General features: G+C 63.6%; 16 protein-coding genes and 3 pseudogenes. 12 read left to right on the top strand and 7 right to left on the bottom strand.

Going from position 1 to position 20,221, the window contains the following annotated elements:
- Window positions 1–96 precede the first annotated feature (96 nt).
- Window positions 97–420, top strand: a complete 324-nt coding sequence (locus ACHMW6_RS26455; RefSeq protein ID WP_395401327.1) for a KGG domain-containing protein — start codon at window positions 97–99, stop codon at window positions 418–420.
- Between the two features lie 315 nt (window positions 421–735).
- On the opposite strand, the gene ACHMW6_RS26450 is transcribed toward ACHMW6_RS26455, so the two are convergent.
- The gene (locus ACHMW6_RS26450; RefSeq protein WP_395408719.1) at window positions 736–2,946 is read right to left on the bottom strand and encodes a catecholate siderophore receptor Fiu; all 2,211 of its coding nucleotides are present in this window, start codon (window positions 2,944–2,946) and stop codon (window positions 736–738) included.
- Between the two features lie 198 nt (window positions 2,947–3,144).
- Here ACHMW6_RS26450 and ACHMW6_RS26445 point away from each other — a divergent pair, with 198 nt between their 5' ends.
- From ACHMW6_RS26445 to ACHMW6_RS26420, 6 genes are all read left to right on the top strand, one after another.
- Entirely contained in the window at window positions 3,145–3,792 is a 648-nt protein-coding gene (locus ACHMW6_RS26445; protein ID WP_395401325.1) for a PepSY-associated TM helix domain-containing protein, read from the top strand.
- An 8-nt stretch (window positions 3,793–3,800) separates the two neighbouring features.
- A complete protein-coding gene (locus tag ACHMW6_RS26440) occupies window positions 3,801–4,316 on the top strand; it encodes a DUF2271 domain-containing protein (protein WP_395401323.1) in 516 nt (171 codons plus the stop codon).
- A gap of 9 nt (window positions 4,317–4,325) precedes the next feature.
- The gene (locus ACHMW6_RS26435) at window positions 4,326–5,144 is read left to right on the top strand and encodes a DUF4198 domain-containing protein (RefSeq protein ID WP_395401321.1); all 819 of its coding nucleotides are present in this window, start codon (window positions 4,326–4,328) and stop codon (window positions 5,142–5,144) included.
- 88 nt (window positions 5,145–5,232) lie between these two features.
- Window positions 5,233–6,150 carry an FAD:protein FMN transferase gene (locus tag ACHMW6_RS26430; RefSeq protein ID WP_395401319.1) on the top strand — a complete coding sequence of 306 codons (918 nt, stop codon included), beginning with the start codon at window positions 5,233–5,235 and terminating at the stop codon, window positions 6,148–6,150.
- The gene (locus tag ACHMW6_RS26425; RefSeq protein WP_395401317.1) at window positions 6,147–7,508 is read left to right on the top strand and encodes a sulfite reductase subunit alpha; all 1,362 of its coding nucleotides are present in this window, start codon (window positions 6,147–6,149) and stop codon (window positions 7,506–7,508) included. The genes ACHMW6_RS26430 and ACHMW6_RS26425 overlap by 4 nt, the downstream gene beginning before the upstream one ends.
- 312 nt (window positions 7,509–7,820) lie before the next feature.
- A complete protein-coding gene (locus ACHMW6_RS26420) occupies window positions 7,821–10,586 on the top strand; it encodes a TonB-dependent receptor (protein ID WP_395401315.1) in 2,766 nt (921 codons plus the stop codon).
- A gap of 107 nt (window positions 10,587–10,693) precedes the next feature.
- Here the strand turns inward: ACHMW6_RS26420 and ACHMW6_RS26415 are convergent, their stop codons facing one another.
- The 6 genes and pseudogenes from ACHMW6_RS26415 to ACHMW6_RS26390 all read right to left on the bottom strand — a co-directional run bounded on the left by ACHMW6_RS26415 (window position 10,694) and on the right by ACHMW6_RS26390 (window position 14,828).
- Window positions 10,694–11,794 carry a DUF2325 domain-containing protein gene (locus tag ACHMW6_RS26415; protein ID WP_395408718.1) on the bottom strand — a complete coding sequence of 367 codons (1,101 nt, stop codon included), beginning with the start codon at window positions 11,792–11,794 and terminating at the stop codon, window positions 10,694–10,696.
- Window positions 11,795–11,905: 111 nt separating this feature from the next.
- A pseudogene (locus ACHMW6_RS26410) lies at window positions 11,906–12,236 on the bottom strand (hypothetical protein).
- 66 nt (window positions 12,237–12,302) lie between these two features.
- Complete coding sequence (hemP, locus tag ACHMW6_RS26405; RefSeq protein WP_395401313.1) at window positions 12,303–12,497, bottom strand: hemin uptake protein HemP; 195 nt, start codon at window positions 12,495–12,497, stop codon at window positions 12,303–12,305.
- A 109-nt stretch (window positions 12,498–12,606) separates the two neighbouring features.
- Window positions 12,607–13,452, bottom strand: coding sequence for a Crp/Fnr family transcriptional regulator (locus tag ACHMW6_RS26400; protein ID WP_395401311.1), 846 nt, complete (start codon window positions 13,450–13,452; stop codon window positions 12,607–12,609).
- A 187-nt stretch (window positions 13,453–13,639) separates the two neighbouring features.
- Window positions 13,640–14,284 carry a response regulator gene (locus ACHMW6_RS26395; RefSeq protein ID WP_395401309.1) on the bottom strand — a complete coding sequence of 215 codons (645 nt, stop codon included), beginning with the start codon at window positions 14,282–14,284 and terminating at the stop codon, window positions 13,640–13,642.
- Window positions 14,285–14,357: 73 nt separating this feature from the next.
- Window positions 14,358–14,828, bottom strand: a complete 471-nt coding sequence (locus ACHMW6_RS26390) for a universal stress protein (RefSeq protein ID WP_395401307.1) — start codon at window positions 14,826–14,828, stop codon at window positions 14,358–14,360.
- A gap of 300 nt (window positions 14,829–15,128) precedes the next feature.
- Between ACHMW6_RS26390 and ACHMW6_RS26385 the strand changes: the two genes are divergently transcribed.
- From ACHMW6_RS26385 to leuD, 5 genes and pseudogenes are all read left to right on the top strand, one after another.
- Window positions 15,129–15,950: a protein phosphatase CheZ gene (locus ACHMW6_RS26385; protein WP_395401306.1), complete on the top strand. Its 822-nt coding sequence runs from the start codon at window positions 15,129–15,131 to the stop codon at window positions 15,948–15,950.
- Window positions 15,950–17,798 (top strand): annotated as a pseudogene (locus tag ACHMW6_RS26380) (chemotaxis protein CheA). The gene ACHMW6_RS26385 and the pseudogene ACHMW6_RS26380 overlap by 1 nt, the downstream one beginning before the upstream one ends.
- A 168-nt stretch (window positions 17,799–17,966) precedes the next feature.
- Window positions 17,967–19,366, top strand: a pseudogene (gene leuC / locus ACHMW6_RS26375) (3-isopropylmalate dehydratase large subunit).
- Window positions 19,367–19,380: 14 nt separating this feature from the next.
- Complete coding sequence (locus ACHMW6_RS26370) at window positions 19,381–19,512, top strand: entericidin A/B family lipoprotein (RefSeq protein WP_395401304.1); 132 nt, start codon at window positions 19,381–19,383, stop codon at window positions 19,510–19,512.
- A gap of 52 nt (window positions 19,513–19,564) precedes the next feature.
- The gene (leuD, locus tag ACHMW6_RS26365) at window positions 19,565–20,212 is read left to right on the top strand and encodes a 3-isopropylmalate dehydratase small subunit (protein WP_395401302.1); all 648 of its coding nucleotides are present in this window, start codon (window positions 19,565–19,567) and stop codon (window positions 20,210–20,212) included.
- The last annotated feature ends 9 nt before the right edge of the window (window positions 20,213–20,221 follow it).

Genomic DNA, 20,221 nt, shown 5'->3' with positions numbered 1-20,221 from the left:
TTGCCCGATCGCGATCTGAAAAATTGATCGTCGCTGGTCGGTTAAGCGGTCGGGTGAGGGGTCTTTTCAACGGAATCATGTTCAGGGAGAAGAATCATGGCTTCATCAAACCAAGGCGGTAACCGTAGCGGCAAAGAAGGCAACGCAGGCAATAAACAAAGCGCCCGCGGCTTTGCATCGATGGACCCGCAGCGTCAGCGTGAGATCGCTTCCGAAGGCGGCCGCGCAGCACACGAAAAAGGTACGGCACACGAGTTTACCTCCGAGGAAGCACGCCGTGCAGGCAGCATGAGCCACAAGAACGATGGCAATCGCCAGAGTGGTTCACGCGGCAATGCAAACAAAGCCGAACAGGCTAACCAGGCCAGCAATGCCAATGCAGGCAACCAGGCCGGTCCGCAAGACGACGAGAATCGTTAAGCTTCATCGCAAGGGGAGGCCACATGACTCGGCCTGACAAAGCTAGCAAGGATACCGACAGCCAGCAAACGTTTGTGCTGGTGGATACTGGGCATCCGGAGATCAGCAACACTGCTATTCCGGAAGGCCAGGTACGCAGGGCTGACCGTCCACTCCCGGGCAATAGACAAAGCACCACCACGGGTCAGGGTTCGCGCCAAGGGGGAAGCGAACTCGGCAGCGAAGGCGGCGCACCAGGCCCGGAAGCCAGCTCTGGCGTGTAAAAGAGGACCCAGCAATTCCAGGCGGACCGTCCGGCCCGCCTCCCTCCGGGGATCAGAACATCAGGCGAACGCTCAGCTGCGCCGAACGCGGCGCACCGAGCGATGCACGCGCGCCGCTATTGTTGAGTGTGTTGATGTAGACCTTGTCGAACAGGTTGTAGACGTTCAACTGCATATCCGCATTCTTTGCCAGCTGATAGCTCACCATCGCATCGGCCACCGCATAGGACGGAATCGCGGGCAGGTTCTGCAGCGAAATATCGAGGCTCGGATCGATCACGCGCTTCTGCCTGGACAGATAGCGTGCGCCACCGGCGATGGTCAGCCTGTCGCTGGCCGCGTAGCTGGTCCAGAGTGTGGCGCTCAGCTTGGGCGACCAGCGCGTGGCGGCCCCGGCAGCGTTATTGCCCGTCGTCCCTTGCTTGATTTCCGTATCCATCGTGGCCAGGCCGGCAGTGACTTGCCAGGCGCTCGTGATCTGGCCGACCGCGCCCAGCTCCAGGCCCTGCACGCGTCGCTTGCCCAGCTGCGACCAGGTGTTGGTGGCGGCATCCAGCTGCGAGATTTCATTCTTGTTCTCGGTGCGGTAGAGCGCGGCAGTCAGGGCCAGTTTCTTCGCCAGCACATCCCACTTCGTGCCCAGTTCCACATTGCTCGTCTTTTGCGGGTCCATGCCGGGACCATTGATATTGCCTGCTGCTGAGCTCAGCGAGAAGTTGGCGCTGCCCGGCGGCGTCTTCGAGTTGGCCCAGGCCAGGTAGACGCTGCTGTTCTCGGCAGGCTTGTACAGAACGCCTGCCTTGAAGCTGAACAGATTGTCTGAATCCTCCAGGTGACTGCTGATCAGGTTGGTGCCGGTCAGCGTAGCGGCATTCGATTCGGTGCTGTAGTGTTCGGCGCGCACGCCGCCGTTTAGCTGCCACTGCTCGCTGAGCTTCCAGGTATCAAACAGGTAGGCGGCAACGGTGTCGGTCTTGCCCTGGGTAAAGGCGCCGTTCAGCTGCGGGTTGTAGGCGCTGAGCGGATCGTTCGGGTTTGGGTGGTAGAGGTTGGCGACCAGCGTGGTCGCGGGAGCGACGGGACTGCCCAGGCCCGTGCGCGACGGCGACAGCTGCTCTTCGCTCAGCAGTTCCAGGCCGCCGGACAGGGTGTGCGCGCTGATCTCGCTGACAATATTGGTGGTGTTGGCGCGGATGCGGTTTTCCTGCAACACGCTCTGGCGCGAGCGGCTCGCGGTCCAGGTCTCCGGCGCACCCACGGCCGTCAGGGTATTGATGCCCGTCAGGATGCGGTCCATTTTCGACTTGCCCCAGCGCGTGGTGTTGGTCAGCGTGGTGTTGGGCGCCAGTTCGTGCTCGATTTTCGCGGTCACCATATCCGCATCGGCCTTTTCGTAATCGCTGTTCAGGCCGTACCAGGTGCCGCGGTCCACGCGCGCTGCGCTGCGTAGGGCGGAGTTGGCGTTATAAAAGCCTTCCAGGCCCACGCTCGGGATGCCGCCATCCGGCGTATTGTCCTGCCGCACATGCTGCGAGAACAGGTAGAGGCGGGTAGGCGTGCCCAGGCCCCAGGCGATGGACGGAGCGATGGCGTGGCTCTGGTTGTCGATGACCTTGCGGCCCGGCTGGCCGCCATCCTGCACCATGGCGTTCAGGCGGAAGGCGCCGCTGCTGCCGAAGTTGCGGTCCAGGTCAGCGGTGGCGCGCCTGGTGCCGCCGCTGTTGTAGCTGGCTGTGGCCCACAGCGCTTCATCGCGCGTCGGCAGTTTGCTGACGAGGTTGATATAGCCGCCAGCCGCGCCGCGGCCGATGTCGGCGCCGGCCGGCCCCTTGGAAATTTCGATCTGCTCGATATTGAAAGTGTCGCGCGTGATGGCGCCGAGGTCGCGGATGCCGTCGACGAACAGCGCACTCTGGGCGCTGAAACCGCGCAGCTGGAAAGTGTCGCCGGCGCTGGTATTGCCGTTCTCGCCCAGTTGCAGCGTGATGCCCGGCGTGTTGCGCAGCGCTTCCATGATGGTGGAGGCGCCTTGTTCCAGCATCACTTCCTTCCTGATCACGCTCACGGTCTGCGGCGTGTCGACCAGCGGCTGGGTTAGCTTGGGCGACGACACCTTCTCCGCCTTGTAGGGCGCCTCGGCGCCGGCCTGCACCTGCACTTCGGCCATGGTTTTTTCCTGCGCCTGCGCCTGTGCCTGTGCCTGTGCCTGGACGGCGGCCGGCAGGCCGATGGCGGCCATGGCGATCAGGGATTGCGTGAGCAGGGGTTGGGTGGCCGCGCTGTGCTTGCGGCTGCGAATATCTGTTCAAGTCTTCTCTCCGGATTGACGTGGGTGGGCTGGCGCCCCCGGTCGAACGGGGAGAAGGCTGGCTGATGGATTGGAAACTCAAATGATAATAGTTCTCAATTGCATTTGCAAGTGATATGATGTCTGCCACACCATTTTTGAAAGCGAAAAGCATTGAGCGGTCAAGACATCACGCAAGCCCAGGCAGCGTCGCGCGCCGTGTGGTTGAAGAACCTGCACCAGTGGCACTGGATCAGCTCCGCGCTGTGCCTGCTGGGCATGTTTCTCTTCGCCGTCACGGGCATCACGCTGAACCACGCCAGCCAGATCGAAGCCAGACCCTCCGTCATCCGCAAGCAGGCCACGGCCCCGGCGCCGCTGCTCGATACGCTGAAGGCCTTCGCCGCCAGCCATGACGGCGACAAGGCGCCCCTGCCGGAAGCGGCGGAACGCTGGCTGCTCGAAACCTGGTCGCTGAAGGCGGGGGGGCGCATTGCCGAATGGGCCGCCGACGAAGTCTATCTGCCGCTGCCAAAAGCGGGCGGCGATGCCTGGGTGCGCATCGGCCTGGAAGATGGCGCGGCGGAATTCGAGAACACGGACCGCGGCTGGATCTCCTGGCTGAACGACGTCCACAAGGGCCGCAACACGGGCGCCGCGTGGAACTGGTTCATCGATATCTTCGCGGCCTCCTGCCTGGTGTTCTGCCTTACCGGCCTGCTGATCCTCAAATTCCATGCGGCCAAGCGCCCATTCACCTGGCCGATGGTCGGGCTGGGCATGCTGATCCCCTTTGTTATCGCTCTGCTGTTCATTCATTAAGGACAACCATGAAACTACGTTATTCCATCGCTCTTGCCCTGCCGCTGGCCAGCGCCAATGCGATGGCCGCCGACCTGGCCCTGAAGCTCGACATCCCGCAACTGAACGTGGCCGAGTACCACCGCCCCTACATCGCCGCCTGGCTGGAAAACGCCGACCAGAAAGTGGTGAGCAACCTGGCGGTGCTGTACGACGTCAAAAAGAAGGACAACGCGGGCACCAAGTGGCTGAAGGATATGCGCCAGTGGTGGCGCAAGTCGGGGCGCGACGTGGCGATGCCGATGGACGGCGTGAGCGGTGCAACCCGCGGTCCGGGCGAGCACACGCTGACCTTCCCGGTGGCGAAGGAAGCACTGAACAAGCTGCCGGCCGGCCAGTACAACGTGGTGGTGGAAGTGGCGCGCGAAGCGGGCGGGCGTGAAGCCGTGAAGGTGCCGCTGACGCTGCCCGTGAAAGCCGCGCAGAATGTGGCCGCCAAGGGCAAGGAAGAAGTGGGCGATGTCGTCGTGCAAGTGAAGCCATAAGGAGAAGCCATGAAACCGAGCAAAACCCTGATTGCCCTGGTCCTGGCCGGCGCCGCCTTCAGCGCCCACGCGCACAAGCCCTGGCTGCTGCCGTCCTCCACCTATGTGGAAGCGAAGGAACCATGGATCACCGTGGACGCCGCTGTCTCGGAAGGCCTGTTCGAGATCGATCACCTGCCGGTCAAGCTGGATGGCATCACCGTCACCGGGCCCGATGGCGCCAGCGTGCCGCTGGAGAATGCCAGCACCGGCAAGATGCGCTCGACCTTCGACGTGAAGCTGACGAAGCCGGGCACCTACAAGGTGGCGCTGGTGTCGCAAACCGTGATGGCGAGCTGGAAGGTCAATGGCGAGACCAAGCGCTGGCGCGGCAGCGAGGAGGCGATGGCGAAGGAAGTGCCGGCCAATGCGGAAGAGCTGAAAGTGTCGCGCACCGCCAGCCGCCTGGAGACCTTCGCCAGCGCCAACCAGACCGACGATGCCGTGTTCAAGCCGACCGGCGTCGGCCTGGAACTGGTGCCAGTGACCCACCCGAACGATATGCGCGCGGGCGAGAAGGCCACCTGGCGCTTTCTGTTGGATGGCAAGCCGGCCGCCAACCAGGCCTTCAGCCTGATCCCGGGCGGCGTGCGCTATCGCGGCACGCTGGGCGAGATCCGCCAGACCACGGACGCCAAAGGCGAAGTCACCTTCACCGCTCCTGCAGCGGGAATGTACCTGGTAAGCAGCAGCTGGCCGGCGATGGCGCCTGCCCAGCCGGGCCAGCCGCCGCAAATGCCGCCGCGCCGCGTGACTTACGCGGCCACCGTGGAAGTGCTGCCGCAATAAGCATGGCTCGCCGCGTTTTGCTCCCACCCGTCATCTCGGCCGAAGCGCCGCTGGCGGAGGGCGCATCTTCGATTTCCGCGGCGAGAGCATGGGCACGACCTGGTCGGCGCGCGTGGTACAGCTCGCCGAAGCGCGCCAGCTGCAAGGTGGTTTGCAGCGGCAGCTCGATGCCATCGTGGCGGAGATCAGCCATTGGGAAGCGGAGTCGGACCTGGGCCGTTTCAACCGCACCGGCGCCTGCACCTGGCATACGCTGCCCGAAGCTTTTTTCCATGTGCTGAATTACGCGCTGGCCGTGGCGCGCGCCACCGGCGGCGCCTGCGATCCCTGTGCGGGAGAGCTGGTGAACCTGTGGGGTTTCGGCCCCACGGCGCGCTACGACGAGGCGGGCTTCACGCCGCCATCACGAAGTGAAGTGGCGCTGGCGCGCGAGCGCATTGCCGCGCGCCGCGTGGAACTCGACCCGGCGCGCCGGCGCGCCTTCCAGCCGGGCGGCATACAGCTCGACCTTTCTGCTGTCGCGAAAGGCTATGGCGTGGACGCGCTGGCCTTGTGGCTGGAAGGGCAGGGCGTGCGCGACTACCTCGTGGAAGTAGGCGGGGAGCTGCGCGGCGCAGGCGTGAAGCCGGACGGCCAGCCGTGGTGGGTGTCGCTGGAAACGCCGGCCGCGGGCATCGATGAAATCGCCGTGGCGCTGCATGGGCTGTCTGTCGCGACCTCGGGCGACTACCGCCGCTTCTTCCTGCGTGGCGAACAGCGCTTCCCGCATACCATCGATCCGCGCAGCGGCGCGCCGATCACGAATGATGTGGCTTCCGTTACCGTTGTCCATGAACAGGCGATGGCGGCAGATGCCTGGTCCACCGCGCTCACCGTGCTGGGCGAGGAGGCCGGCCTGCGGCTGGCCGAACAACACGGGCTGGCTGCCCGCTTCCTGCTGCGCGAGGGCGCTGCCTTGCGCGAAGCGATGAGCAGCCGCTTCCTTGCCATGCTTGACGACGAATGATCCTGACCAACGACCCCACACGCCTCGTCCTGACCGCCGCCTGTCTCGCCAGCTATGGGCTGGTCTGCCTTGTGCCCTGGCTGCGCCATCGCCGCGCGCGCGCCGTTGCCCGTGCCGCCCGTGCCGGCGGTGGGGCGAATGCCTGGATCGTGGCCTACGCCAGCCAGACCGGCAATGCAGAACAGCTGGCGCGCCAGACCAGCGAAACGCTGCGCGTGGCGGGCGTCGCCAACCGCATCTGCGAATTTGACGAGCTGGAACATGCGGACCTGCGCAGCACCGAGCGTATCCTGTTCCTGACCTCCACTTATGGCGAGGGCGATGCGCCCGATGCCGCTGCCAGTTTCGCCCAGCGCCTGATGACGCGCACCGGCCTCGAACTGCAGCACCTGCATTACGCCGTGCTGGCGCTGGGCGACAGCGCCTACGCGTCCTTCTGTGGCTTCGGCCGCGCGCTGGATGCCTGGCTGCACGGCCAGGGCGCGCGGGCACTGTTCGCGCGCGTGGAAGTGGACCGCAGCAATGCCGACTCCATCGCGCACTGGCGCCGCCAGCTGAGCCACCTGGTGGGCACCAGCGATGCGCCCGACTGGGGCGCGCCCGAGTTTGCCGACTGGCGCCTGGCCGAGCGCAGGCTGCTCAATCCGGGCAGCGCCGGCGCACCGCTGTACCACCTGGAGCTGGAGCCGGCGCAAGGCGCGCTGCCGGTCTGGCAGTCCGGCGACCTGGTGCAGGTGGCCGCGCCGGGCGAGCCCGAACGCCCCCGCGAATACTCGATCGCTTCCGTGCCGCAGGATGGCCGCGTGCACCTGCTGGTGCGCCTGCACCGCCATGCGGACGGCAGCAGCGGGCTGGCCTCGGGCTGGCTGACGCAGGCTGCGCCCCTTGGCGGCAAAGTGCAACTGCGCCTGCGCGAACACCGCCGCTTCCGGCTGGAGGACAACGCCCAGCGTCCGCTGATCCTGATCGGCAATGGCAGCGGCATAGCGGGCCTGCGCGGCCATCTGCGTGCCCGCGTCCAGACCGGGCAGGCGCGCAACTGGCTGCTGTTCGGCGAGCGCAATGCCGCGCACGACAGCCATTACGCCGATGAGCTGGCCGCACTGGAAGCAGCCGGCATGCTCAGGCTGGACCGCGCCTTCTCGCGCGACACGGCCGGCCGCGTCTATGTGCAGGATCTGCTGCTGCGCGAGGCGGCCACGCTGCGCGCCTGGGTGGAAGAGGGGGCCGCTATCTATGTGTGCGGCAGCCTGGAGGGCATGGCGGCAGGTGTGGATCAAGCTCTGCAACAAATTTTTACAAGCACATTCATGGTTGAGATGGCAAGAACTGGCCGCTATCGCCGCGATGTTTATTGAGTATTTGTTGTTCATATACAACGGCTGCTCAAGGAATACTCAAATAAAAGTCGGAATCTCACACAATGTAACGAACAATATATGAATATTTCAGCTTTGTAATATTTGCGCTTCAAAACGGTGCATGACGGATTGCATAATGCTTGCTCGATGAGCAATAGAGTCTCGTCGCCCCAGCTTTTAGTCTCCGTTTGTTTAGGCGTATGGCGTTGTTGTCATCTCCCAAAGCAGTCCCGGGTTGGTAACAAAGCATTGTGCGCGGCCGCAGGAATTCCCATTGCTCATTGATGTTTATTAACTCAGGAGTAATGAATGGTTTTCCAAGAAAAGATCGGTGTGACCTCCGTTCGCCTGGCGCTGACCGCGCTGGCCGGTTCGATGCTGTTTGCTGGCCAGGCATTCGCCCAGGAACAGCAGGCAATGCAGCGCGTGGAGATCACCGGTTCTGCAATCAAGCGTATCGCCGTGGAAGGCGCACTGCCAGTGCAGCGCCTGTCCGCCGAGCAGATCGCCAAGACCGGCGCCACCACCGTCGCTGACCTGGTCCAGAACCTGCCGGCAATGCAGGGCTTCACCATCGACGCAATCGCTTCGGGCACCAACTCCGGTGGCCGCGTTTCCGCATCCATCCACGACATCGGCGAAGAATACACCCTGGTGCTGCTGAACGGCCGCCGCGTGGCGCCGCAGGGCTCCGGTTCCGCCGTCAACCTGAACGCCATTCCGCTGAGCGCCGTTGAGCGCGTGGAAATCCTGACCGACGGCGCTTCCGCCCTGTACGGTTCGGACGCCATCGCCGGCGTGATCAACTTCATCCTGAAGAGCAACGTCAAGGCCCCGTCGATCGAAGCCGGCTACGAGCAGCCAGGCGCCAGCGACTCCGCTCGCAAGACCTACGCCAACCTGACCCTGGGCTTCGGCAACCTGGAAGAAGACCGCTACTCCATCGTGGCTGCCTACCGCCACGACGAGCGTACCCGCCTGGTCGCATCGGAGCGCGACTTCGCTGCCACCTCCTACCTGCCGTTCTCCTGGAATGGCACCAAGTACGTGATGGACCGCACCAGCACTTCGGCGATTCCAGCCAACGTGCAGGTGGCGTTCAAGGACTCCGTGACCGACAAGTCGGTGGCCTTCAACCCGTACGCCAATACCCACGGCGGCAACTGCGCGCCGATGAACTACCTGCAGGCTGCCAACACCGCGCTGGCCAAGAACTGCGGCTTCAACACCGCACCATATGTCGACATCGTGCCTGAAAACAAGCGCGACAGCTTCTTCGGCAAGGCCACCTACAAGCTGACCGACAACGTCAACCTGTTCGCTGAAACCGCGCTGTCCCGCCTGGACCTGACCGCCCGCATCGCGCCGAACACCGCGCCGATCGCGATCGCGACCTCGTCCCAGTACTATAAGGACTACGTGCAGCCTTACCTGACTCCGGCCCAGCAGGCGGACGTGAAGACCATCACGGCCAACTTCCGCGCCCTGGACTTCGGCACCCGCGACAGCAACACCATCACCGACTCGCAGCACTTCGTCATGGGCGCGGAAGGCGATATCGGCGCCTGGTCGTTCAACACCGGCCTGACCTGGTCCCGCAACAAGATCAATGAGCGCTACGAGAACGGCTACACGCTGAACAAGGAATTCCGCGACCTGATCAACAGCAACGTGATCAACCCGTTCAACGCCTACGGCTCGCTGACCGACGCATCCAAGCAGCAGGTGCAGAACGCGATCTTCCACGGTTCCATCCGTACCGCTTCGACCACCCTGAAGGGCATCGACGCGCACGGTTCCCGCGAACTGTTCGATCTGCCGGGCGGCAAGGCCAGCATCGCAGTGGGCGGCGACTTCCGCCAGTACCACTACGAGCAGACCCCGTCCGTCGCAGCGTCGACCGGCGTGATCTACAACCTGAGCTCGCCGGCTACCTACGACATGAAGCGTGACACTTACGGCGTGTTCACCGAACTGGCCGCTCCGGTCATCAAGAAGGTGGAACTGTCCGCCGCTGTGCGTTACGACGGCTTCTCCGCCATCGACAACGGCGTGACCGGCACCAAGATGGGCAACCGCGAGTCCGCAACCACCTACAAGGTGTCCGCGCGCTGGCAGCCGACTTCGACTACCCTGATCCGCGGTTCCTACGGCACCGGCTTCAAGGCGCCGTCGATGCTGGACATCGGCCAGCCGCTGGTGGCTGCCGGCTTCACCGCTTCCAGCTACAACTGCCCGACCGTGCTGGGCAACGACTCGCTGTGCCAGTCCGGCAAGCAGCAGTACAACGTGTACCAGGGCGGCAACTCGGAACTGAAGCCTGAGAAGTCCAAGCAGTTCACCATCGGCTTCCGTGTCGAGCCAAGCAATGCCTTCTCCTTCGGCGCCGACCTGTGGGACGTGAAGATCCGTGACGCCGTGTCGTCCGTGTCCGAGCAGCAGATCTTTGCTGACCCGGCGCGCTTCCGCGACCTGTTCACCACCTTCACCCAGCCTGCCACCGGCACCACCTACTGGGCAATCAAGCAGCTGGCCATCAACATCGGCCAGACCCACAACCAGGGTATCGACTGGGACCTGACCGGCCGCCAGAAGTTCGGCTTCGGCAACCTGACCTCGAACCTGCAGGGCACTTACCTGCTGAAGTCCGACTACACCAAGCCGGGCACCAGCGACCAGTGGACCAACAGCCTGAACTTCTTCGGCACCAACAATGCCGTGTCGTTCCGCCACGTTGTGCGTTGGACCAACACCCTCGACACTGGCGCCTTCAGCAACTCGCTGATCGCCAACTACCGCAACGGCTACACCGATGCGGAAGCGAGCGTGCTGAACCTGACTACCAACAAGCTGGAATCGATCCGCTTGCGCGTGCCGTCGCACCTGACCTGGGACTGGCAGGGCAAGTGGAATGTGTCCAAGGCCGTTGCCCTGCGCGCCGGCATCAAGAACCTGCTGGACCGCGATCCGCCGCTGTCGCTGCGTAACTCCTCGGGCCACCAGGTTGGCTTCGACCCGCGTTATGCAGATCCGCTGGGCCGCACGTTCTACATGAGCGGTTCGTACACGTTCTGATAAAACCCACGGCGTGAACCTGGTGTCTGCCACATCGTGGCAGACACCTGCTCTTGCCTTTGGTTCTAAAAACGCCCTCGGCGCGCAAGCGTCGGGGGCGTTTTGCTTTATTGCGCCAGCTCTTCGAGCTTGTTCTGCAGGGTTGAGAGACTGGGCTTGTCGACAAACACGCAGCGCTTGCCGTGCCGCTTGCAGTAATCCTTCACGCGCCAGTAGGCGGCGTGGCTGATGCAGCCGGTCTGGCAGATCACGAGATCGGCCGAGGCCAGGCTCGATTCGAGCTGGTTGGCATTGTGTTCGAGGCCGCCGTCGTGATGGCTGAAGCGCGCGCCAGCCTGCTCCAGCAAGGCGCGGTAGCCGGCCACATTGCCGCTGCGGCCACCGACGCACAGTACGTGGCGCTCGGCCAGGCGGCCGTGCAGGACGACCTGCTGCGGCGCGCCGGCGTCGCCCGCCGCCGCGTGTCCGCCAGCGCCACCTAGCGTGCTGTCCACCAGCGCAGCCTCGGCATCGCCCAGCACCCGTCGCAAATCCGCAATCTGCTGACGCTGTGAACGTTCGCGTTCCTCGACCATCTCCAGCTGCCGTGCCATGCGCTCGCGCGACGCCAGCCCCGGAATGGACGCGCGCAATTCCTCCAGCTCCTGCCGCAGCGCGGCGCAAACACTATCGCGTCCGATCACCTGAGCGCGCATCTGCATCAGGGCCGCGTTATGCCGCTCCTGCTCGGCGGCTCGTTCCTGCTGCGCAGCGGCGCTGCGCGCCTGCAGCCGCGCCACCTCGCGCGCCAGCGCCGCGTTTTCCCCGGCGAGCGTGTTCAGTCGATGGATTTCCGCGCGCGCCACTGCGCCAGCCTGGTGCTGGATCATGTGCAGGTCGCGGCACATCTGCTCTTCCAGCGCCTGCGTGCAATGGGGATGGGTGAGTCCCGCGAAGAAAGCGCCGGATACGTCGCCGCCCGAAACGGCCGCGCGCCACAGCGACTCCAGCTGCGCCGCATCCTTGGCGGCGCGGAAGCGCTGCAGCACGGCCGCGTAGCGCCGCTCCAGTTCCTTCTGCACCGCTTCCGAGAGCCGGTTGCGCGTGCCGCATTCGCTGACCGTGCCGACGTGGACTTCATAATCGTCCGCCAGCAGCGTGCCGCCTGGCCGCCCGGCGCTGGCCACCTTGGTCACCAGCTTGCGCAGCACAGGCAAGGGCAAGCCCACACCAACCAGCGGACACAGGCAGCCGTGCCCCAGTTCCCAGATGCGGCGCCGGCGCGGCGCAGGCGCAACGGACAGTTGCGCCGCATGTTGATCGCACATGGCGGCCTCCCGTCAGGCCGGTTGCGGGGCAGGGCGGCTGCGCCCCATGATGCGGCTCGAAAAAGCCCGGCTGGACCGGCGGCAGCGAGCGCTCGACTACGGCTGCCCATTGTTCGGAAAGCTGTTGGCAGGTCGCGCTCAGAACCGGCGCCAGGCCGGGCAGGGCGGCCAGCGCCTTCAGGTGACGTTCGATCACGGACGCCAGCTTGACGCAGCCGCCATTGTCGGCCGCGTTGGCCGTGTAGTGCGACATCAGGTGCAGCACGGCGGACAGCATCAGTTCCGGGTGCTGGCCCGGTACATCGGGGGTGTGGAAGATCGGGTCGTTTGCGTCGATAGCCATGGTCGCTCCATCAAAGGCTGGGTGGGGCTGGCTACCGCGTTGGGGGCGGCTGGCTGGCGGGGGAAATCAGGCGGTCAGGATCAGCTTGTTCAGCTGGGTGATGCGCAGGCGGTAAATGCGGCCCGCATGTTCGATTTCGATTTCTCGCTGGTCCTGCATCAGGCCGGCAGTCGTATAGCGCGGCACGGCCGGCGTGACAGTGGCGCGGGGCGTGGCGGCGGGTTTCAGGAGGGGCAGGGCGGAAGAGTCGGTGCTGTGCATTGTTGTTATCCTTAAATAAGAATCATTCGCATTTGCATTATGCGCAGCACAAAACCGATTGTCAATAAAAAAAGACCCGCCGAAGCGGGCCCAAGCTGGGTTCGGATATTCAGAGGGCGGCGAGCAGCGGGGCGGGCGCTTCGGCCGCCACGGCAGCGGCCTTGCCACGGCCAGGCACTTTGCCGCGGGCGCGCGAGGGCGGCAGGCGGCGCAGGCATTTCAGCGCTTCCGGGTCCTTGATGCCGATGGTGCGCTGGTCCACGCTGATCAGGCCGATTTCATTGAAGGCCGACAGCGTGCGGCTGACCGTCTCCAGGGTCAGGCCAAGGTAGGAGCCGATTTCGTGGCGCGTCATGCGCAGGTTGAACAGCTTGCTGGAATAGCCCATCTGGGCAAAGCGTTCGGACAGCGACACGAGGAAGCGCGCCACGCGGGCTTCGGCGCTCAGTGCGCCCAGCATGCCGATCATGGCTTGCTCGCGCACCAGCTCGCGGCTCATCACGCCATACAGCATGTTTTCCAGCTCCAGGTGGATGCGGCCCAGGGCGGTCAGTTTCTTGAAGGGGAGCAGGATGAGGTCGCAGTCCGACAGCGCGACGGCTTCCGATGAATAGTGGCGGGTGTGGATGCCATCCACGCCCAGCAGGTCGCCCTTCATCGGGAAGGCCAATACCTGCTCATTGCCGAATTCATCGATCAGCACGGTTTTCAGGAATCCGGAATTCACGACATACAGCATGTCGAAGGGCTGGCCGATGGTGTGGATGCGCTGGCCCGTCTTGAACTGGACATGCTGGAACAGCAGTTCGTCGACATTGATGGAGCAGACCGGGATGTGGAGCAGTTCGCAGACCTCTTTCAAATTGGACCACAGCCGGCCCTGGCGCTGGCGACCCGCCTCCGTTGAAGTGGGGGCCGCGCTGGCACGAATGTCAGACGATTGCGTCGAAAGCATACTCATCTCCTGGTCAGGACGTCGCTTGCGTGTTTTATTATATTGCCAGAAAGCTCATATATTTCCGGCAACTCAAGCGTGATGGTTTCAGTATGCCAACACAGGTGTTGTCTTCATATCAGCAAAGCGCTGAATATGGGCGTAGGAGCCGGCGCGCTGATGTAGGAATTTTCCTAATCAGCGAAGGTCAGGTCTTGAAAGGGGAGAGCAGCTTGTGCGCGACAGCGTACTGAACCAGTTCCGACAAGGAAGCCATGCCCATCTTCTGCATGATGCGCGTCTTGTGCGTGCTGACGGTCTTTACGCTCAGGTGCAGGCCGTTGGCAATCTCGGTGATGGACTTGCCGCCCACCAGCAAGGAAAAAACTTCGAACTCGCGGTCGGACAGCTGCTTGTGCAGCAGCGTCTCGTTCGGCTGCATGATATTCAGGGCCAGCTGCTCGGCCACCTCGGTACTGATATAAGGACGGCCGGAGGCCACCTTGCGGATCGCCCCCACCAGCTGGGTGCCCGCGCTTTCCTTGGTCAGATAGCCCTGGGCGCCGGCACGGATGGCGCGCACCGCATACTGTTCCTCTTCATGCATGGTGAGGATGAGAATGGCCAGCTTGGGCGCCTCGCTCTTGATCTGGCGGATCAGGTCCACGCCGCTGCGGCCGGGCATGGAGAGGTCCAGCAGCAGCAGGTCGAAGCCGCCCTGGCGCACATGGCCCAGCACTTCGAAGCCGTCGACGGCTTCCCCAACTATGTCGATATCCGGCGCCCCGTCGAGAATGCGCTTCAGGCCCTCGCGCATGATGGTGTGGTCGTCGGCGATGACAATTCGAATCATGGGATTTTTGATAACTTTGTGAAATAATTAACAATTGGGGCGCGCCGTTCCGGCGCCAGGCCGGCCGGACGCTTTATTCGACGGGCGTCGGGTCCTTGATCAAGCGGTGCACCAGCACCGGGATCTTCGAGTGGGACAGCACTTTATTCGTTACGCTCCCAAGAAGCAACTGGCCCCAGCCGCTGCGGCCGTGCGAACCCATGAAAATGAGGTCGCAGCCATTCTTCTCAGCCACGTCGACGATCTTCAGCGCCGCGCTTTCCGCGAACGCCGTCATCCCTTCCGCCCGCACCCCTTTCCTGGCGCAGGATTCCAGGATGGGCTGGACGTGCTCGTTCCCTGCCCGCTGCATCGCCGCCCGGTACTCTTCCTCGCTGGGATAGCTGGGCGGGATGATTTCCACATAGATCGGATACTGGTATTCCGGGGCCACAAACAGAGCCAGCACTTCGGCGCCCATCTGCTGTGCGAAATTGGTTCCCGCACAGGCGGTCTTGCTGGAGATAGCCGAACCGTCGGTGGTGATCAGGATTTTCCGGTACATACAGCCTCCTCTTATGGGGGTCCTATCCCTCATTGTAGCCCCGTTTTCACCTATTGTTCTGTTGTAAAGACTTGATATTTGTCAATAAATGCTGCGCTCTGCCGCAAAAGAGATGTAAATAGTGCATTTTTCGGGCATTCCCAAATACAACAGTCGGCGCGCAGTGAATGGGAATGCAAAGGGAGAGATTGAACTAAGGGGCGCGCCCCTGATACACTCGCGTAAGTGCTGATATTGCCGAGGATCAACGGCAGCAATTTTTTAGACATGGAGAAGCAGGGATTATGACTGACGCCGCTGATGATTTCGACGCATTATTCGAGGAAGTGTCCGCTCAGCGGAACGCTGCGGCTGCCTACCCCGGCGCCAGCCCTGGCTCCGGCCCCAGCCGCTTCCGCGGAAGATGAGCTGGAGAATCTGTTCGACGAAATCGCCTCTGCCCGCAGCGCCGATGCGCCGGCCCCCGCCGCCGCGCCCGCTGTAGCCGCATCCAACGATGTCCAGGGCGCCGAAGGCGACGCGCATGATGGCTCGATGTTCGAGCGCCTGGGCGGCATCGTGCGCCTGCTGCACGATTCGCTGCGCGAACTGGGCTACGACAAGGCGCTGACGGAAGCCTCGACCCAGATCATGGACGCGCAGGACCGCCTGGAATATGTCGCTTCGCTGACCGAGCAGGCCGCCAACAAGGTGCTGAATACCCTGGACGATGGCATGCCGGCCCAGGATGTGCTGTCGAAGAAATCCAAGGAAATGGAAGACCGCTGGGCCGACCTGTTCGCCGGCAAGCTCAGCATCGATGAATTCAAGACCCTGGCCGGCGATTCGCGCGCCTTTGCCCAGGCCGTCTCCGAAGCCACCGAAGCGGAGAAGGCGCGCCTGCTGGAAATCATGATGGCCCAGGACTTCCAGGACATCACTGGCCAGCTGATCAAGAAAGTGGTCAACATCACCAAGACGGTCGAAAACGAACTGGCCCAGCTGCTGAAGGATAACGCCCCGGCCGAAGTGCGCGAGAAGATTGCGCAGAAAGAGGTGTCGCTGATGTCCGGTCCATCCGCTCCGTCGGTGGCCCTGAGTCAGGACAGTGTGGACGACCTGCTTGCCGATCTGGGATTCTAATGGACGATATGCTCAAGGAGTTCGTTGTCGAGGCGATGGACTTGGCCGTTAAACGTGGAAGAGCACCTGCTGCGCCTCGAACGTGACCCCGACAACAAAGAAACGCTGAACGCCGTTTTCCGCTCCTTCCATACCATCAAGGGTGGTGCGGGCTTCATGAACCTGGGCGCGCTGGTTTCCGCCTGCCACCTGACCGAAAACCTGTTCGACGCGCTGCGCACCGGCGCCGCACCCGTGACCCCGCTGTCGATCGAAGCGGCGCTGCAGGCGTCCGGCTTCGTGGCCGACCAGCTGGCCGAACTGAATAACGGCGCCGCTCCCGACAGCCTGCCCGACATGCCGGGCGACCTGGAAGCGATCCTGAAGGATGCGATCGAGGGCAAGGCAACGTCCGCCAAGCCGGCCGCCAAGGCTGCTGCTCCCGCCGCCGCTCCGGCTCCCGCCGTTGCAACACCCGCCGCCGCTTCGTCCGCCCCTGCCGCAGCATCCGCCGCGTCGTCCGCCGATGGCCTGGACTGGGAAGGCATGTACGAAGCCGTGATGCCGCCTGGTTCCTATCAGCGTCCGGCCGCCGGCGAGTCCGCAGCGCCTGCCGCAGTCCCGGCCGCCGCCGCTGAAGTGCGCACCCCTGCGCCGAGCGCCGAGCGCCCGACCAGCGCCCCGGCCAAGGAAGAATCCATCCGTATCGACGCCGTCAAGCTGGACGCGCTGCTGGAAGTGGCCGGCGAATCCGTGCAGGCCGCCAACCAGGCTGCCGTGCTGCTGGAGCGCCTGCAACAGTTCAAGTTCGAAGGCCAGGCCGCCACGCTGATGTCGGCCCTGACCGAAACGCTGGAACGCGCCTCGCGCTACTCCACCGAACTGCAGCGCGCCACGCTGGCGACCCGCATGCAGCCGGTGGGACGCCTGTTCCAGAAATTCCCGCGCCTGGTGCGCGAGCTGGCGAAAGACCTCGGCAAGGAAGTCGAGCTGACCATCGAGGGCGCGGAAACGGAAGTGGACCGCGTGGTGGTGGACAGCCTGTACGACCCGCTGGTGCACATGCTGCGCAACGCGCTGGACCATGGCGTGGAAGCGCCCGATGCGCGCCAGGCTGTGGGCAAGCCGGCGAAAGCCTATATTTCGCTGAAGGCCTGGCAGGAAGCGAACTCCGTCATGATCGTGCTGCAGGACGACGGCAAGGGCATGGACCCGGTCGCGCTGCGCAAGAAGGCGGCGGAGAAGGGCCTGATTTCGCCGAGCGCCAGCCTGACCGACGACGAGTCCTACCAGCTGGTATTCCTGCCCGGCTTCTCGACCAAGGAAGTGGCTTCCTCCGTGTCCGGCCGCGGCGTCGGCATGGACGTGGTGAAGACCGCCGTGGAGAAAAACCGCGGCGCGATCCATATCGAATCGGCGCTGGGCAAGGGCACCAAATTTGCCATTCGCCTCCCGATCGAGCTGTCCATCGTCCCGACCATGCTAGTATCTACCTCTGGCGCGCTGCTGGCGCTGCCAATGGCCGTGGTACAGCGCGTGGTGGAACTGCCGGAAACCTTCATGGAAGTGGGCGGCGCGCCGGTGCTGAAAGACCAGGGCCGTCCGCTGCCGGTGCGTTCGCTGGCTGGTGCGCTGGGCTACGAGCTGTGCTCGGAGCGCGTGGGCATCGTCATCAATGCGCCGCAGCCTTATATTCTGTCGGTGGAAGCCGTTGACGGCACCGCCGACCTGGTCATCAAACCGATGACCGCACTGTCCGTGGAGGGCATTACCGGTACCGCACGTTCGGCCGAAGGCGAACTAGTGCTAGTGATCGGCCTATCCTTCCTGATGGATGGTTGCAGGAGCAGTGTACGCATGGCGGCATAAAACACCGCGCAAGGAACACATCGAAGCCTGCAGCCCTCACAAAAAGGGTCGCAGGCTTTTTACATTTTTAGCCGTTCAGGCACGCGCCCACAAGGCGGAAACCGGGCTTGGTTTTGCAATGCACAAAATATGGCATAATCAAATAGGATCACCTAATCAGGCAGCAGCATGAAAACGCTTTACGACAAACTCTGGGAATCCCACGTCGTGCGGACCGAGGAAGACGGCACCGCGCTTCTCTATATTGACCGCCACCTGGTGCACGAAGTAACCAGCCCGCAAGCCTTCGACGGCCTGCGCGACGCCGGCCGCCAGCCATGGCGCATTTCCGCCAACCTGGCCGTGGCCGACCACAATGTGCCGACCACCGACCGCTCGCACGGCATCGAAGACCCGGTCTCGCGCCTGCAGGTCGAGACCCTGGACAAGAACACCAAGTCCTACGGTCTGACCTACTTCAGCATGAACGACAAGCGCCAGGGCATCGTGCACGTGATCGGCCCGGAGCAGGGCGCCACCCTGCCGGGCATGACCGTCGTCTGCGGCGACTCGCACACCTCGACCCACGGCGCCTTCGGCGCGCTGGCGCACGGCATCGGCACCTCCGAAGTGGAGCACGTGCTGGCCACGCAAACCCTGCTGGCCAAGAAGTCCAAGTCCATGCTGGTGCAGGTGGACGGCGCCCTGCCGGCCGGCGTGACCGCCAAGGACATCGTGCTGGCCGTGATCGGCAAGATCGGCACCGCCGGCGGCACCGGCTACGCCATCGAATTCGGCGGCTCCACCATCCGCTCGCTGTCGATGGAAGGCCGCATGACCGTCTGTAATATGGCCATCGAAGCGGGCGCGCGCGCCGGCATGGTGGCGGTGGACGATACGACCATCAACTACGTCAAGGGCCGTCCGTTCTCGCCCGTTGGACCGCAATGGGAGCAGGCCGTGGGCTACTGGCGCACCCTGCATTCCGATCCGGGCGCCCGGTTCGACCTGGTGGTGACGCTGAATGCCGCCGACATCCGTCCGCAAGTGACCTGGGGCACTTCGCCCGAGCAGGTGACTTCGATCGACGGCCGCGTGCCCGATCCGGAAAACGAAAAGGACCCGGTCAAGCGTGACGCGATGGAGAAAGCGCTGGTCTACATGGGCCTGAACCCTAACACGCCAATGGAAGACATCCGCATCGACAAGGTCTTCATCGGTTCCTGCACCAACTCGCGCATCGAAGACCTGCGCGCAGCGGCCGCCGTGGTACGCGGCAAGCAGCGCGCCTCGAACGTGAAGCTGGCGCTGGTGGTGCCGGGCTCCGGCCTGGTGAAAGAGCAGGCCGAGCGCGAAGGGCTGGACGCGGTCTTCAAGGCCGCCGGCTTTGAATGGCGCGAGCCTGGCTGCTCCATGTGCCTGGCCATGAATGCCGACCGCCTGGACCCTGGCGAGCGCTGCGCCTCCACCTCCAACCGTAACTTCGAAGGCCGTCAGGGCCAGGGCGGCCGCACCCATCTGGTGTCCCCGCCATGGCAGCGGCAGCCGGTATCGCCGGCCATTTCGTCGATGTGCGCTCCATGCGCTAATAAAAAAATAGGGAATGTCCAAAATGAAAACCATCACCGCTCTGATCCTTGTCACCCTGGCCCTGACTGGCTGCAACACCATTTCCGGCATCGGACGCGACGTCCAGAAGGCCGGGCAAGTTGTCACGAGCGCGGGTGGGCATTAAGAACGCCCGGTCTGCGCGCTCCGCGGCGCGCACCGGGCACTGAGAAAAGATCATGGAAAAATTTACCGTCTATGAAGGTTTGGTAGCACCGCTGGATCGTGCCAACGTCGATACCGACGCCATCATTCCGAAGCAGTTCCTGAAGTCCATCCACCGCACCGGCTTCGGCCCCAATCTGTTCGACGAGTGGCGCTACCTGGACCACGGCGAGCCGGGCAAGGACAACAGCAAGCGTCCCCTGAATCCGGACTTCGTGCTGAACCAGCCGCGCTACCAGGGCGCCTCGATTCTCCTGACCCGCAAGAATTTCGGCTGCGGCTCCTCGCGCGAACATGCGCCGTGGGCGCTCGACCAGTACGGCTTCCGCGCCATCCTGGCCCCCAGCTTTGCTGATATCTTTTACAATAACTGCTTCAAGAACGGCATTCTCCCTGTCGTGCTGACCGAAGCACAGATCGATCATCTGTTCAATGAAGTCAAGGCTTTCCCCGGTTACCGCCTGGTGGTCGACCTTGAGAACCAGCGGGTTACCACCAGCAACGGCAGCGTCTCCTACCCCTTCGAGGTCGATGCCTTCCGCAAGTATTGCCTGATGAATGGACTCGACGATATCGGCCTGACCCTGCGTCACGCCGACGCTATCCGCGCCTACGAAGAGCGTCATCTGGCAACCCAGCCCTGGCTGGCAAACGTCATTTAACCTCGATAG

The sequence above is a fragment of the Pseudoduganella sp. UC29_106 genome (assembly GCF_044055365.1).
In the GTDB taxonomy this organism is placed as follows: Bacteria; Pseudomonadota; Gammaproteobacteria; order Burkholderiales; family Burkholderiaceae_D; genus Rugamonas.
Note: the sequence above shows the minus strand (reverse complement) of the source record. Positions and strands in the feature narration are given on the sequence as shown.